Annotated in this window: 14 protein-coding genes; 10 read left to right on the top strand and 4 right to left on the bottom strand. The window is 58.7% G+C overall.

Annotation, left to right across the window (positions count from 1 at the left end; translation table 11 throughout):
- Window positions 1-575 (bottom strand): GDP-mannose pyrophosphatase NudK (nudK, locus tag WCL58_RS22435; protein ID WP_025303814.1); only part of this gene is annotated, 575 nt, incomplete at its 3' end.
- 234 nt (window positions 576-809) lie between these two features.
- On the opposite strand from nudK, the gene WCL58_RS22430 reads away from it, so the two are divergent.
- The 3 genes from WCL58_RS22430 (at window position 810) to WCL58_RS22420 (ending at window position 5,180) form a co-directional block, all read left to right on the top strand.
- The gene (locus WCL58_RS22430) at window positions 810-2,456 is read left to right on the top strand and encodes a M60 family metallopeptidase (protein ID WP_127554715.1); all 1,647 of its coding nucleotides are present in this window, start codon (window positions 810-812) and stop codon (window positions 2,454-2,456) included.
- 253 nt (window positions 2,457-2,709) lie between these two features.
- On the top strand, window positions 2,710-4,386 hold the full coding sequence (gene narQ / locus WCL58_RS22425; RefSeq protein ID WP_336851621.1) for a nitrate/nitrite two-component system sensor histidine kinase NarQ: 1,677 nt from the start codon (window positions 2,710-2,712) through the stop codon (window positions 4,384-4,386).
- Window positions 4,387-4,547: 161 nt separating this feature from the next.
- On the top strand, window positions 4,548-5,180 hold the full coding sequence (locus tag WCL58_RS22420) for a response regulator (RefSeq protein ID WP_141967367.1): 633 nt from the start codon (window positions 4,548-4,550) through the stop codon (window positions 5,178-5,180).
- Window positions 5,181-5,212: 32 nt separating this feature from the next.
- Here WCL58_RS22420 and WCL58_RS22415 read toward each other — a convergent pair whose 3' ends face one another.
- Complete coding sequence (locus tag WCL58_RS22415) at window positions 5,213-5,491, bottom strand: winged helix-turn-helix domain-containing protein (RefSeq protein WP_004941750.1); 279 nt, start codon at window positions 5,489-5,491, stop codon at window positions 5,213-5,215.
- Between the two features lie 293 nt (window positions 5,492-5,784).
- On the opposite strand from WCL58_RS22415, the gene acrD reads away from it, so the two are divergent.
- Window positions 5,785-8,922 carry a multidrug efflux RND transporter permease AcrD gene (gene acrD / locus WCL58_RS22410; RefSeq protein WP_060452037.1) on the top strand — a complete coding sequence of 1,046 codons (3,138 nt, stop codon included), beginning with the start codon at window positions 5,785-5,787 and terminating at the stop codon, window positions 8,920-8,922.
- 127 nt (window positions 8,923-9,049) lie between these two features.
- Here the strand turns inward: acrD and ypfM are convergent, their stop codons facing one another.
- Window positions 9,050-9,109 carry a protein YpfM gene (gene ypfM, locus WCL58_RS22405; protein ID WP_100396732.1) on the bottom strand — a complete coding sequence of 20 codons (60 nt, stop codon included), beginning with the start codon at window positions 9,107-9,109 and terminating at the stop codon, window positions 9,050-9,052.
- 216 nt (window positions 9,110-9,325) lie between these two features.
- Here ypfM and WCL58_RS22400 point away from each other — a divergent pair, with 216 nt between their 5' ends.
- Together WCL58_RS22400 and WCL58_RS22395 are read left to right on the top strand one after the other, a co-directional pair.
- Window positions 9,326-9,805 (top strand): tetratricopeptide repeat protein, encoded by a 480-nt coding sequence (locus WCL58_RS22400; protein WP_070914514.1) that lies wholly within the window; start codon window positions 9,326-9,328, stop codon window positions 9,803-9,805.
- Window positions 9,806-9,814: 9 nt separating this feature from the next.
- Window positions 9,815-10,246, top strand: coding sequence for a GNAT family N-acetyltransferase (locus tag WCL58_RS22395; RefSeq protein ID WP_060441177.1), 432 nt, complete (start codon window positions 9,815-9,817; stop codon window positions 10,244-10,246).
- A 7-nt stretch (window positions 10,247-10,253) separates the two neighbouring features.
- On the opposite strand, the gene WCL58_RS22390 is transcribed toward WCL58_RS22395, so the two are convergent.
- A complete protein-coding gene (locus tag WCL58_RS22390) occupies window positions 10,254-10,679 on the bottom strand; it encodes a GNAT family N-acetyltransferase (protein ID WP_060424809.1) in 426 nt (141 codons plus the stop codon).
- A gap of 529 nt (window positions 10,680-11,208) precedes the next feature.
- Between WCL58_RS22390 and WCL58_RS22385 the strand changes: the two genes are divergently transcribed.
- From WCL58_RS22385 to WCL58_RS22370, 4 genes are all read left to right on the top strand, one after another.
- Window positions 11,209-11,760: a helix-turn-helix transcriptional regulator gene (locus WCL58_RS22385; protein WP_060424811.1), complete on the top strand. Its 552-nt coding sequence runs from the start codon at window positions 11,209-11,211 to the stop codon at window positions 11,758-11,760.
- Window positions 11,761-12,015: 255 nt separating this feature from the next.
- Window positions 12,016-12,402: an ArsC family reductase gene (locus WCL58_RS22380; RefSeq protein ID WP_038873652.1), complete on the top strand. Its 387-nt coding sequence runs from the start codon at window positions 12,016-12,018 to the stop codon at window positions 12,400-12,402.
- Window positions 12,399-13,526: a succinyl-diaminopimelate desuccinylase gene (gene dapE / locus WCL58_RS22375; RefSeq protein ID WP_089186282.1), complete on the top strand. Its 1,128-nt coding sequence runs from the start codon at window positions 12,399-12,401 to the stop codon at window positions 13,524-13,526. The genes WCL58_RS22380 and dapE overlap by 4 nt, the downstream gene beginning before the upstream one ends.
- Window positions 13,523-14,197: a M15 family metallopeptidase gene (locus tag WCL58_RS22370; RefSeq protein ID WP_060424817.1), complete on the top strand. Its 675-nt coding sequence runs from the start codon at window positions 13,523-13,525 to the stop codon at window positions 14,195-14,197. The genes dapE and WCL58_RS22370 overlap by 4 nt, the downstream gene beginning before the upstream one ends.
- Window positions 14,198-14,199: the final 2 nt, after the last annotated feature.

Genomic DNA, 14,199 nt, shown 5'->3' with positions numbered 1-14,199 from the left:
TATGCCATCACCCGATGAATCTGCAAATATTGCAGCAGCATGATGGTCTTGCCGTCTTTAATGCGGCCGTCGGCGATCATCGCCACCGCTTCGCTGAACGGCAGTTCGATCACTTCGATATCTTCATCTTCAATGCCGCCGCCGGCCGCGCGCCGCTCATCGTCATGGTATTCGGCGATAAAGAAGTGCACGATCTCGGTCACGCCGCCCGGCGACATGTAGGCTTCGAAGATTTTCTTGACCTCGCTCACCTGGAAGCCGGTTTCCTCCACCGCTTCGCGGCGCGCGCACTGCTCCGGCGAATCGGCGTCCAGCAGGCCGGCGCAGGCCTCGAGCAACATGCCGCTTTCGTTGCCGTTGACATAGGTCGGCATGCGGAACTGGTTGGTCAGCACCACCGTGCCCTTGGCGCGGTTGTACAGCAAAATGGTGGCGCCGTTGCCGCGATCGTAGACCTCACGCACCTGTTGCACCGAACCGCCGTTTTTGCGTTTCAGATCGAACGTGTACTTGTGCAGCACATACCAGTTGTCCGACAGCAGCTCTTTCTTCACATTCTCAATTTTCGACGACATGCCCTTTTCCCTTGAGTAGCAACCTGAAGATCATACCGCGATTGCGCCGCGCCGCGGCAGACGATTTGCAACAAAACATCATCTCTCCCAACGGTAACCCAACCTGAAATCATCTTAAAGTAAGTACATCTAAGTAGCGGAAAACCTGAAAAAAAACCATAAGGAAGAGCGCCAATATCATCCTAATAACACGCGCCTACTTTATTTTTCAACGCCTCTTTAGGGAAAACCAACGTGAAACTGACTCATCGCTGCTTGTTACCGTTAAGCCTTTTATTGATGGCCAGCGCCGGCGCCCACGCGGCGGACTGCGCCAACGTGCCGGAATGGACGGCTAAAACCTACGCCATCAAAGGCACACAGGTCATCAAGGACAATGCGCTGTTCGCCAATAAATGGTGGGCAGAAAAGCACCATATCCCCGGCGTAGCCGGTTGGGTCGGCGAACCCTGGCAAAACCTCGGCCAGTGTACCGCCCAGGAAGCCCCCTGGTGGCAAGCCTACGCCGAGCAGGAGGGATTCAACGATGCGCTGCGTTACATCGGCACCAGCCTGGACGCGCTGAATCAAGACGCCGAACAGGCGCTGGCGGACTCGCAAGATGCCCGCACGCCGCTGTATTGGCTCAAGCGCACCATGCAGATGTACCCGTCAGACACGCCAAATGTCTACCGGCTGCCGATCGTTCACGCCGCCAGTTGGTACAACTCCTTGTATGGCAGCATGGCGCGCGGAATTTTCTTCTATACCCGCACGCTGGGGAATCAGGGCGACAGCGTCACGATCAAGACCGGGGCCATTCCGGCAGGCAGCTCATGTTTTGCGGCGACCAGCGCCCGTTTCGATAATGTCGACAGCATCTACTCGGAAAAACGAAAGCTTGATGCCAACAAGGAGACCACTTATACCTTCGCGCAAACCGGCGTACTGGCCTTAGGCTGCAGCCATCCGCAAAAACAGCAAAACGGCGAATTGGTCCGGTTTGAGGTGAGCGGCGGTGGCGACAGCAACCTGCACATTCTCGGTCAAAATACGCAAGGCGACTGGGAGCAACAGAAGGCCGGCGCCAGCATCCTGGGCGGCGTCGTGTTGTATGACGGTAAATCCAATCACTTCGTACCGAAGAAAATCACCGACAAAACGCAGGAGATCATCAATAAATCGCTGGGGGAAAGCCTCAGCATTGCCGCGCTGTATGAAGCGGTGAACGGCATGGATGGTACCCACGAGATGTTCACGGCGTCACAGGGCTCCCTGTTCCTCAACTACAGCAAATGCTGCAGCGCGGAATACCGCGAGGGCGCGGTCAACGTCGGTTTCTTCGCCGACAAGACCACCCGCGCCAATGCCGCTCACTGGGGGCTCTGGCACGAACTGGGGCACGAGAACGAGCCGCAGTGGGAATACAACGTATTCCCCGAAGTGCAGGTCAACCGCTATTCGGTACTGGCCTGCCGCATGCTGTCGGAACGTAACGATTTTGACTATGGCCCGACCTGCAAACTGGGGGCAGACAAAGAGTGGGATCGGGATGCGGTGCGTAAGTTCCTCGCTTCGGAAGTGCGCTACGATGAGTTCCCGAAGCAGCAGCACGATCTCGCACTGGGATTCTTTACCCATCTGCTGCATGCTTATGATGAATCCTTCTTCCCGCGCATCAATCAGGAACGGTTGAAGCAGGCCTTCGCGGCACCGGGTAACACCATGCAGGATAAATATAAATACGTCTTCGGCACGCCGCAGAAGGTCATCGACTTCAGCGTGGTCGTCTACAGCCGGGAGGCGGGGCAGGATCTGCGCGAGTACTTTACCCGCTGGGGGTTGCGCTTCAGCGATGCTGCGGCGAAACAGGTTGCCGCGATGCATCTGCCGACGCCTTGACCGACAGTGACAAAAACCGCCGACGAGGAGCCTTGCGCAAGATTTGATCCACGCTAAAGACAAATCGCCGGAGGAAACCAGCCCGCCGCTGAACATCGGCGGGCATTTCGCTATTCATTTGATTATACGACGACAATTGTTCCCGTTTTGTTGACAACTTGATACAAATCGCGGTGCATTTTAGTTGCAAAAGTTATAGTTTTGCTTTCGAATGAAACTGGCGAAGCGCCTCACCTGAGAGAAGGATCCGTGATTGCTTGTTAAACGTTCCGTGACCGGCAGCCTGGCCAGAGCGCTGTTCGGCATCGTGATACTGTCGGTGCTCGCCACCGGGTTGGCGTTGACCACCGTCGCCGGCAGCCAGAGCGACGCCGAAGCGATCAATATCGCCGGTTCGCTGCGCATGCAAAGCTACCGGCTGGCCTTCGATCTCGACCAGCAGAGCCCGGAGCTGGAGCTGCACCTGCAGCAGTACCGGCAATCTTTACAGGCGCCGGCGCTGCAAAAGCTGGCGCGGTTTTACGTACCGGCCGAGGTGCGGAATCACTATCTGGCGCTGCAACGGGCATGGCAAACGATGGAGCGCCAGATCCGCGGCGGGCAGGCGGCCGCCTACCGGGCGGAGGTCGCCGGCTACGTCAACCGCGTCGATCATTTCGTTTCTGCCCTGCAGCGCTATTCCGAGTTGAAACTCACCCTGGTGGCCGCCGTCAGCGTGCTCGGTTACGCCGCCATCATCGGTCTGGTGCTGTTTTGCATTCGTTTTATGCGCCGCCAGGTGGTCACGCCGCTGCAGCATCTGGTCGACGCCAGCCAGCGCGTGCAACAGCGTGATTTTCGCCACCCGCAGCTGGACGTGGCGCTGCCGAACGAGCTCGGCGTGCTGTCGCAAACCTTCAGCGCCATGTCGGACGAGCTGGCCCGGCTCTATCAGTCGCTGGAGCTGAAAGTGCAGGAGAAGACCCAGCGCCTGCAGCAGGCCAACGAAACGCTGGAAGTGCTTTATCGCTGTTCGCAGGCGCTGAGCGAGCGCCAGATCGATCAGCAGGCGTTCGAAAATGTGCTGCGCATCGTGCGCCAAAGCGAACGGCTGCGCTGCATCCGGCTGAACGTGGCGGACGACCACGGCCAGTGGCAACTGAGCGAAGGGGAAGCGGCGCCGACGCAGGCCTGGAACACGCTGCCGATCACCCAGAGCGACAAACCGCTGGGCGAGCTGCGTTGGCAGCCCGAGGCGCACCCGCCGCATCCTCATCTGATGCAGAGCCTGGCCAACATGTTGGGCCGCGGCGTCTACTTCAACCGGGCGCAAAAGCAGCACCAATATTTGCTGTTGATGGAGGAGCGCGCGACCATCGCCCGCGAGCTGCACGATTCGCTGGCGCAGACGCTGTCGTTCCTGCGCATTCAGCTTACGCTGCTCAGGCGCGCCACCGATGCCCCGGCGGCGCAGGCGATTATCGACGATTTCGATCGCACGCTGGCCGATGCCTATCGCCAACTGAGGGAATTACTGGCCACCTTCCGTCTCAATATTCAGGAGGCGGACCTGAACGCCGCGCTGGAGCAGCTGTTGCAGCCATTAAAGGCGCTAACCACCGCGCGGATTCAGTTACACTGTCGGCTGCCCTCGCAGGCGCTCAATGCCCAGCAGCAGGTGCACGCGCTACAGATCGTGCGCGAGGCGGTGCTCAATGCCGTCAAGCACGCCGGGGCGAACGAAATAATCCTGTGTTGCGAAGTCAACGCCGCAGGTGACAACGTATTCAGCATTATCGACGACGGTTGCGGCATCGCCAGTCTGGAGGAACCGGAAGGGCACTACGGCTTGACCATCATGAGCGAACGCGCGGCGCGATTGGGAGGAACGCTGCACATTCGGCGCAGAAGCGGCGGCGGCACGGCGGTCTGCCTGACATTCCCGCCCTGACCTCGCGGCTGTTCACTTTGCGTTACGGCTGCCGCCGGGCAGAAGGCCGCCCGGGGAGGTTTGCGGCGAAGATTGCCGCTATTTTTGAAGAGACAGTCCCACTGTGAAGCACGCCCCAGGGCGCGTTTGAGTGGCTTTACTTGCTACAGGGAGCATATTTCATGGTGATGAAGCAATACCGAGTCATGATCGTTGACGATCATCCGTTGATGCGGCGCGGCATCAAACAACTGCTGGGACTGGATGCGCGATTTGGCGTGGTGGCAGAGGCCGGCAACGGCAGTGAGGCGGTTGCGCTGGCACTGCAGCACACGCCGGACGTGATCTTGTTGGATCTGAACATGAAGGGCATGTCCGGGCTGGATACGCTGCGGGCTCTGCGCGACGAAGGCGTGGACGCGCGCATCATCGTGCTGACGGTTTCCGACGCCCGCAGCGATCTGTATGCGCTGATCGACGCCGGCGCCGACGGCTACCTGCTGAAAGACAGCGAACCGGAACAGCTGCTGGAACACATCAGCGCCGCCGCCGAAGGGCAGAACGTGATAAGCGACGCCATAGCCGACTATTTGCTGGCGCGCGGCGAGCAACGCGATCCCTTCGCCGCCTTGACCGAACGCGAGCTGGACGTCTTGCAAGAGGTGGCGCGCGGCCTGTCCAACAAGCAGGTGGCGGCGCAGTTGCATATCTCTGAAGAAACCGTGAAGGTGCACATCCGCAACATACTGCGCAAGCTGGACGTGCGTTCTCGCGTGGCGGCGACGGTGATGTACCTGGAGCACAAAAGTCAATGATCGCCCCGCCCCGGCCAATGCGCCGGGGCAGCTTACTCGATGGCGCTGAGCAGCGCCTGATGATGCTGGTGCACCCAGCTCTTGTTGAACGGCCCCCAGCTTTCCAACTGATAAAAACCGTCGTTGTTGCGCACGCCCTGCTGCACGAACTGCAGCTCGACGCCCATGCCGGGCAGCGCCTTCAGCACATCCTGCAACGTGCGGCGCGGCCAGCCGGTCAGCGCCATCAACCGCGGCACATTGGGCCGCTCACTGTGGCTGATCAGCCAGCACAAATAAAGCCGACGGGCAAATACCGGGTTAATTCCCATGCCAAGCTCCTGCTGTAAGGTAAGTCCAGTTTTTACTTTCCGGTTCCCTGCGGCGAAGAGATGCGCAAGGCCTTTGATAGTAATAAAAATGTCTTAATAGCGTACAATTACCGACGCCAGTACACCCACGCCGTTTTCCGCTACCGTTATTTACACTATCTCCTTTTTTTCTCCACGCTTTCCTCGGCTATCCCGAGTAAAGTGCAATAGCGCCGGAATCCTTCCCTGCCGCTGAAATGCATAATTCTGATGCGTTTTAAAGATAGAACAAGTCATAACGAGGTTCGCGCTGCATGGCCAATTTTTTTATTGATCGCCCGATTTTTGCCTGGGTGCTGGCAATTATTCTTTGCCTGACCGGGGCGTTGGCGATTTCTTCCCTACCGGTAGAACAATACCCGAATTTGGCGCCGCCGAACGTGCGCATCAGCGCAACTTACCCAGGTGCTTCGGCGCAAACGCTGGAAAACACCGTTACCCAAATCATTGAGCAGAATATGACCGGCCTCGACAACATGATGTATATGTCGTCGCAGAGCACCAATACCGGCCAGGCCACCGTCACGCTGACGTTCGAAGCCGGCACCGATCCCAACGAGGCGATGCAGCAGGTGCAAAACCAGCTGCAGGCGGCGATCAAACGTCTGCCGCAGGCGGTGCAGAATCAGGGGGTCACGGTGTCGAAATCCGGCGACACCACGCTGATGATGGTGGCGTTCGTCTCCACCGACAACAGCATGGACAAGCAGGACATCGCCGATTACATCGTCTCCAACCTGCAGGATCCGCTCAGCCGCATCAACGGCGTCGGCAGCATGGACGTGTACGGCTCGCAATACGCCATGCGCATCTGGCTCGATCCCAACAAGCTCAACAGCTACCAGCTCACGACCCAGGACGTGGTCAAGGCCATTCAGTCGCAGAACGCCCAGGTGGCAGTCGGCCAGCTGGGCGGCACGCCGTCGGTCGACAAGCAGGCGCTGAACGCCACCATCAACGCCCAGTCGCAGCTCCAGACGCCGGAACAGTTCCGCCAGATCACGCTGCGGGTCAATCAGGACGGCTCGCTGGTGACGCTGGGCAACGTCGCCACCGTCGAACTGGGCGGCGAGAATTACAACTACCTCAGCCGCTACAACGGCATGCAGGCCGCTGGCATGAACATCAAGCTGGCCTCCGGCGCCAACGAACTGCAGACCGACCAGCTGGTGAAGGACAAGATCGCCGAGCTGTCGCAGTACTTCCCACACGGGCTGGAGGCCAAGGTGGCCTATGAAACCACCCCGTTCGTCAAAGCCTCGATCAAGGACGTGGTGAAAACGCTGCTGGAAGCCATCCTGCTGGTGTTCCTGGTGATGTACCTGTTCCTGCAGAACTTCCGCGCCACGCTGATCCCCACCATCGCCGTGCCGGTCGTGCTGATGGGCACCTTCGCCATCCTTTCCGCCTGCGGCTTCAGTATCAATACCCTCACCATGTTCGCCATGGTGCTGGCGATCGGCCTGCTGGTGGACGACGCCATCGTGGTGGTGGAAAACGTCGAACGCGTGATGAGCGAGGAAGGCCTGCCACCGCGTGAGGCCACGCGCAAATCCATGGGGCAAATCCAGAGCGCGCTGGTCGGCATCGCGCTGGTGCTGTCGGCGGTATTTGTGCCGATGGCGTTCTTCGGTGGCACCACCGGCGCCATCTATCGCCAGTTCTCCATTACCATCGTCTCCGCCATGGTATTGTCAGTGCTGGTGGCGATGATCCTGACCCCGGCCCTGTGCGCCACGCTTCTCAAACCGATCGCCAAGGGGCACCATCACGGCAAGCGCGGCTTCTTCGGCTGGTTCAACCGCATGTTCAACCGCAACGCCGAACGCTATGAGCGCGGCGTGGGGCGGATCCTGCACGCCAGCGGCCGCTACATGGTGATTTATCTGCTGTTGCTCGGCGGCATGGCGCTGCTGTTCATCAAGCTGCCGACCTCGTTCCTGCCGCAGGAAGACCGCGGTATCTTCACCGTACAGGTGCAGCTGCCGGCGGGCTCCACCCTGCAGCAAACCTCTAAGGTGGTGGAAAAGGTCGAGCAGTACTTCCTGACCGAAGAGAAACAGGATGTGGTGTCGGTGTTCGCCATCATCGGCTCCGGCCCGGGCGGCAACGGCCAGAACGTGGCGCGCCTGTTCGTGCGATTGAAAGACTGGGATCTGCGCACCTCGGGCGCCAACAGTTCGTTCGACATCATCGATCGCGCCACGCTGGCATTCAACAAGATTAACGAAGCGCGGGTGATCGCCAGCAGCCCGCCGGCGATCACCGGCCTCGGCAACTCCTCCGGCTTCGATATGGAGTTGGAAGACCACGCCGGGCTCGGCCACGCCAAGCTGATGGCGGCGCGCGATCAGCTGCTGCAGCTGGCCGGGCAAAACCCGCTGCTGTCGCGCGTGCGCCACAACGGCCTGGACGACAGCCCGCAGCTGCAAATCGATATCGATCAGCGCAAGGCCCAGGCGCTGGGCGTGTCTATCGACGACATCAACAACACCCTCTCCACCGCTTGGGGCTCGACCTACGTCAACGACTTCGTCGACCGCGGCCGGGTGAAAAAAGTCTACGTGCAGGCTGCGGCGCCGTTCCGCATGCTGCCGGATGACATCAACAAATGGTATGTACGCAACAGCGCGGGCGGCATGGTGCCGTTCTCGGCCTTCGCCACCTCACACTGGGAGTACGGCTCGCCGCGGCTGGAGCGCTATAACGGCAGCTCGGCGCTGGAGATCGTCGGCGAGGCGGCCAACGGCGTCAGCACCGGCACTGCCATGGCGGAAATGGAGAAACTGGTCAGCCAACTGCCGACCGGCTTTGGCCTGGAATGGACCGCGATGTCCTATCAGGAACGGCTGTCCGGCTCGCAGGCGCCGGCGCTGTACGCCATCTCGCTGCTGGTGGTGTTCCTGTGCCTGGCGGCGCTGTATGAGAGCTGGTCGATCCCGTTCTCGGTGATGCTGGTGGTGCCGCTGGGGGTGATCGGCGCGGTCGCCGCCACCTGGCTGCGCGGCCTGGAGAACGACGTTTATTTCCAGGTTGGTCTGTTGACCATCATTGGGCTGTCGGCGAAAAACGCCATTCTGATCGTCGAGTTCGCCAATGAGCTGAACCATAAAGGGCAGGATCTGATGTCCGCTACGCTCGATGCGTCACGCATGCGTCTGCGGCCGATCCTGATGACCTCGCTGGCGTTTATCTTCGGCGTGCTGCCGATGGCCACCAGCAGCGGCGCCGGTTCCGGCAGCCAGCATGCGGTCGGCACCGGGGTCATGGGCGGCATGATCTCTGCCACCCTGCTGGCCATTTTCTTCGTGCCGCTGTTCTTCGTGCTGGTGCGCCGCCGTTTCCCGGGTAAAGCGCATCCGGCAGGCAATACGACGGCCGCCGGGGAGTGAGCCGCGGGATATAAAAAAAGCAGCGTCGGGTGAACCGATGCTGCTTTATTTCGAACGATAATCTCGTTCCCAAGGTGTTTCAGTGACGCTCCAATGACTCAACCTTGCCATCTGCTTCAACGCTGTGTCAGTTGCCCAACATCTCATCAATGAAGTCTTTCCAGTTTCCTAATTCACGATCAACCATAATACTTTACAACCTCAATTATTTGACGAAGCGGATTCTACGCCTGTTTTTTGACCATGTGAAGGGAAACGGGAACGATGCCGGGCCCGGAAACCGGGGTTAGCGCACATTTTCGTATTTATCTGATCAATACTCAGTGCAGCTATTCCCTTGTGATATCAATTTCTCCACGATAGCGTGTAAAAGGTATAAAAATACGCCAATGGAGCGCCGATCATGTCCACCTCTTTGTCTCTTTCACAGCTGAAAACGCAGGGCCGCTATCAGGAAGCCACTGCACTGGCGCAACGGCAGCTGGCGGCAGAACCGGAAGCGGCGATGCTGCACTTTCAGCTGGCCTGCCTGTATGACGTACAGGGTCTGGAGCAACAGGCCATTCCCTGCTACCTCGCGGCGCTAGCCCGCGATTTGCCGTCCGCCCAGCGCCGCGAGGCCTGGCTGGGCCTCGGCAGCACCTACCGCGCCCTGGGAGAATACCCGGCTTCGCTACGGGCTTTCGACGACGGCCTGACCGAGTTCCCGCACGCCAACGAGCTGATGCTGTTTCGCGCTATGGCGCTGTACAACCTGGGCGAAAATAAACGGGCCGTGGCCGATCTGTTGTTGCTGTTGGCGGACACCTCGTCAGACCCCGACATCCGCGGCTATCAGCGCGCCATTCGGCACTATGCCGCCGATCTCAATGTTATTGGTTAGAGGAAAACGATGGAAATTGTCACCGATCTGAACCGCCGCGCCATCGACTGGCAGCGGCTGTGCGAATTGCTGGAGGCAGCCGGACTGGGCAAGCGCGATCCACACACCCTGCGTCGCGTTTACCAACACAGCCAGTTTTGCTATTGGGGGTTTATCGGCGACGAGCTGATCGCCACCGCGCACGCCATCAGCGATCTGACCTCGGTCGCTTACCTGGCCGACGTGGCGATCGATCCGCGCTTTCAGGGACAGGGATTGGGGCGCCGGTTGATGGATCGGGTGATGCAAGACCTGGCGCCGCTCGGCAAGATTTTCATCTATTCCGTCCCGGAAAAGCTGGCCTTTTATAAAAAGTACGGCTTTCACGATTTGACCACCGGCATGGTGTATGCGGACGGCGCCTCCCTGCAGCGCCTTCAACAGGGAGGCTACGTGCGTTAAACGCGCTTCACAGGGTTTTGCTCATAAAGATACGGCTAGTCCCCGGCGGCAAGCAAGGCACTTCGCCCATACGTTGCCAGCCATGCCGTTGATAAAAGTCCGGCGCCTGAAAGCTGATGGTGTACAACACGGCGGAAAGGCAACCGCGCCGGCGGCCTTCCTGTTCGAAGCGGCGCAACAGTTCGCTGCCCAGCCCCGCGCCGCGCAGTGCTTCCGGCAGATAAAAGAGATCGAGAAACAGCAGCCCTAACGATGAACGCCCGGTAATTCCCCCCAGAACCTCCCCACTGTCGGGATCTTTTACCACCACCGCCAGCGGCAGACGATCGCCGTAGCCGATCTGTTGATCATTAAAACGGTCCAACCCCTCCGCAATACAAGACGTTATTTCCGGCGTTACCCGATCGGAAATTTCGATATGACATTCTTTCACGCCAGCTCTCCGTATCAACCGCCCACATTACGCGCTGTTCGTCGCTCAAAACATCGCATTTTCTTTGTTTAGATTTATCTTTATCTCAATTTTAAACCGAATTTCCGCATAAACTCATAGACTGTCTTTCCACCGTTCAAAATAAAACCGCCATCGCGGCAAGAAAACAAGAAATATCTTAGTTATTAACCCATTAACGAAATCAGCCACGCTACAAGTATCGATAAAAACGATCGAATTTACTTTTGTGATAGGTGACATCTATGTTAATTCCTTTTAATAACCTGAGTATTAATAGAGGATTTCTATTCTATTAAACCGTCTCCGGCCAAAGGGCCGGCTAAAAAGCAGATTTACTCTTTATAAATCATGTTAGTATATGAGACTTTCCTTATTTGCCGCCGCCGAGAGAGAGCCTCCGCCTACGCGACAGGATAAGTTCAATGTGAAATTATTTAGATTGTTTCTTTTTTTATGTTTTAAGATATCGATCCTCACCGGGAAATAGAAAGTAAAGGACTATAATAAAATGGAAATTGATATTTTCAGCGATTGTGCCTATACCAGCGTCGGCATCCGACAACTCATTAAGCAAACCTGGGCGGAAAAACGCGCACCGGCCGGCTTTAGCCGCAAAAGAGTCTGCTTCATCGATGTCACCATCGCCAATTTTGAAGCGCGTTACCGCGATGAATATGCCAACCCCAACACCTACAAAATAGTCATTATCACTGACTGCCCGCATGAAATGGTGATTGTCGACAGAAAGACCATTATATTATCAAACCTTATATCATTGAGCCGTTTTAGCCACCTGATCGGCGACTTATATAAACGTTACAGCCACTATACCGAGCCGCCGCAACTGTCCCAGCGTGAGTCACTTTTCCTCTCGGAATGGTCGACGGGAAAATCGCTGGCCGATATCAGCAGTGCCATGAATATCAGAAATAAAACCGCCAATCATTACAAGTCACGAATAATGAAAAAACTCGGCGCCAGCCGGATAAAACCGCTATTGCACATTACCCGCGTGCGCTGTTTAACCGATCGTTTAAACATAAGAATAAATAAAGAGTAACGCCCTCTTCTTCAGATTCGCATTTGCGGCTGAACGCCTTCGCCGGCATCTCTTCGAGAGCACCGCCGGCGAAGGCCGCCGCTCCGCCACGTTGCCTCTCCCTCTCCCAGGCACCCAATCGCACCTCGCCCGCATCGTTGTCTGGATCTCGCCGCCGCTTTACTGGCATTATCTCTGCTATCGCCGGGCGGCGAGAGGGCCAAAGATCGCGCCCGCCGCTCAGTATCGACTCGACGAGACAGGTAGCTTTACGCCATGGCAAACAAACCGCAACAGACAACGCTGACGATGTACGGCATCAAAAACTGCGACACCATCAAAAAAGCCCGCCGCTGGCTGGAAGATCAGGGCGTGGCCTATCATTTTCACGACTACCGCGCCGACGGCCTGACCGAACAGCAGCTGCGCGGTTTCATCGCGCAACTGGGTTGGGAGCCGCTGCTCAATACTCGCGGCACCACCTGGCGCAAGCTGGATGAAGCGCAACGCAACGCCTGCGATAACGCCGACGCCGCCATCGCGCTGATGCTGGCGCAGCCGGCGATCATCAAACGCCCGCTGCTGGACGACGGCAACGGCCACGCCCTGCTCGGTTTCAACGCCGACGCTTACCAGCAATTTATCGCCGAGGTCGCCGTATGACTTGCCCGGTTATCGAACTGGCCCAACAGCTGATTAAACGCCCTTCCCTCAGCCCAAATGACGAAGGCTGCCAGCAGCTGATGATCGATCGCCTGCTGGCGATCGGTTTCACCGTCGAGGCGATGGACTTCGAAGACACCCAAAACTTCTGGGCCTGGCGCGGCGAAGGGCAAACCCTGGCGTTTGCCGGGCATACCGACGTGGTGCCGACCGGCGATGAAAAGCGTTGGGATAACCCGCCGTTTGAACCGGCGATCCGCGACGGCATGCTGTATGGCCGAGGTGCGGCAGACATGAAAGGCTCGTTGGCCGCGATGGTGGTGGCCGCAGAGCGCTTTGTCGCCGCCAACCCGAATCACCAGGGCCGCCTGGCTTTTCTGATCACCTCCGACGAAGAGGCCAGCGCCACCCACGGCACGGTTAAAGTGGTCGAAACGCTGATGGCGCGCAATGAGCGCCTGGATTACTGCCTGGTCGGCGAGCCGTCCAGCACCGAGCGCGTCGGCGACGTGGTGAAAAACGGCCGACGCGGCTCCATCACCGCCAACCTGCACATTCACGGCGTGCAGGGGCACGTCGCCTATCCGCACCTGGCCGACAACCCGGTGCACCGTGCCATGCCGGCGCTGAATGAACTGGTGGCGATCGAATGGGATCGCGGCAACGAGTTCTTCCCGCCGACCAGCATGCAGATCGCCAACGTGCAGGCCGGTACCGGCAGCAACAACGTGATCCCAGGCGATCTTTACGTGCAGTTCAACTTCCGTTTCAGCACCGAACTCACCGATGCGATGATCAAGCAGCGCGTGGAAGAGCTGCTGGAACGCCACCAGTTGAATTACAGCATCGAGTGGCGGCTGTCCGGCCAACCGTTCCTCACCTCGCGCGGCGCGCTGGTGGATGCGGTGGTCAACGCCGTCGAGCACTATTCTGAACTGACGCCGCAGCTGCTGACCACCGGCGGCACCTCCGACGGCCGCTTCATCGCGCAGATGGGCGCGCAGGTGGTGGAACTGGGGCCGGTCAACGCCACCATCCACAAGGTCAACGAATGTGTCAACGCCGCGGATCTGCAGCTGCTGAGCCGCATGTATCAACGCATCATGGAGCAATTGGTCGCATGATCAACGCAGAGATGCTCACCGGCCGCTCAACCGAACACCTGGCGCCGCTGAGCGGGAACCACCGGTTGCAGCCGCAGGCGGTCAACGCCTTTCTGGCGATGCAGCAGGCGGCGCGTGAGGCGGGATTCGATCTCCAGCCCGCCAGCACCTTCCGCGATTTCGACCGGCAGTTGGCTATCTGGAATGGCAAATTCTGCGGCCAGCGGCCAGTATTAGATAAGGACAGCCGCCCGATAGACGTTGCGCCGCTGTCCGCCGCCGAGCGCTGTGAGGCGATCCTGCGCTGGTCGGCCCTGCCGGGCGCCAGCCGCCATCACTGGGGCAGCGATCTCGACGTGTACGACCCGTCGCTGCTGCCGGAAGGGCAAAAGCTGCAGCTGGAGCCGTGGGAATATGAAGAAGGCGGTTACTTTGCGCCGCTCAACCAATGGCTGACGGCGCATATGGCCGAGTTCGGTTTCTATCGCCCCTTTACCGAAGACAGCGGCGGCGTGGCGGTAGAGCCGTGGCATCTGAGCTACCGGCCGCTGGCGCAAGAAGCCGAGCATTTACTGACCCCGGCGCTGTTGCTGGCGGCCTGGCAAGATAGGGAGGTCGCCGGTGCCGAATGGCTCGAACGCCATCTGCCATCGATTTTTTCGCGTTTTATACGCAGTGAAGGAAAGGAGTAGCT

This window comes from Serratia sp. TMDUHS_CL, from assembly GCF_037137105.1.
In the GTDB taxonomy this organism is placed as follows: Bacteria; Pseudomonadota; Gammaproteobacteria; order Enterobacterales; family Enterobacteriaceae; genus Serratia; species Serratia nevei.
This window is presented reverse-complemented; position numbering and strand designations above follow the sequence as displayed.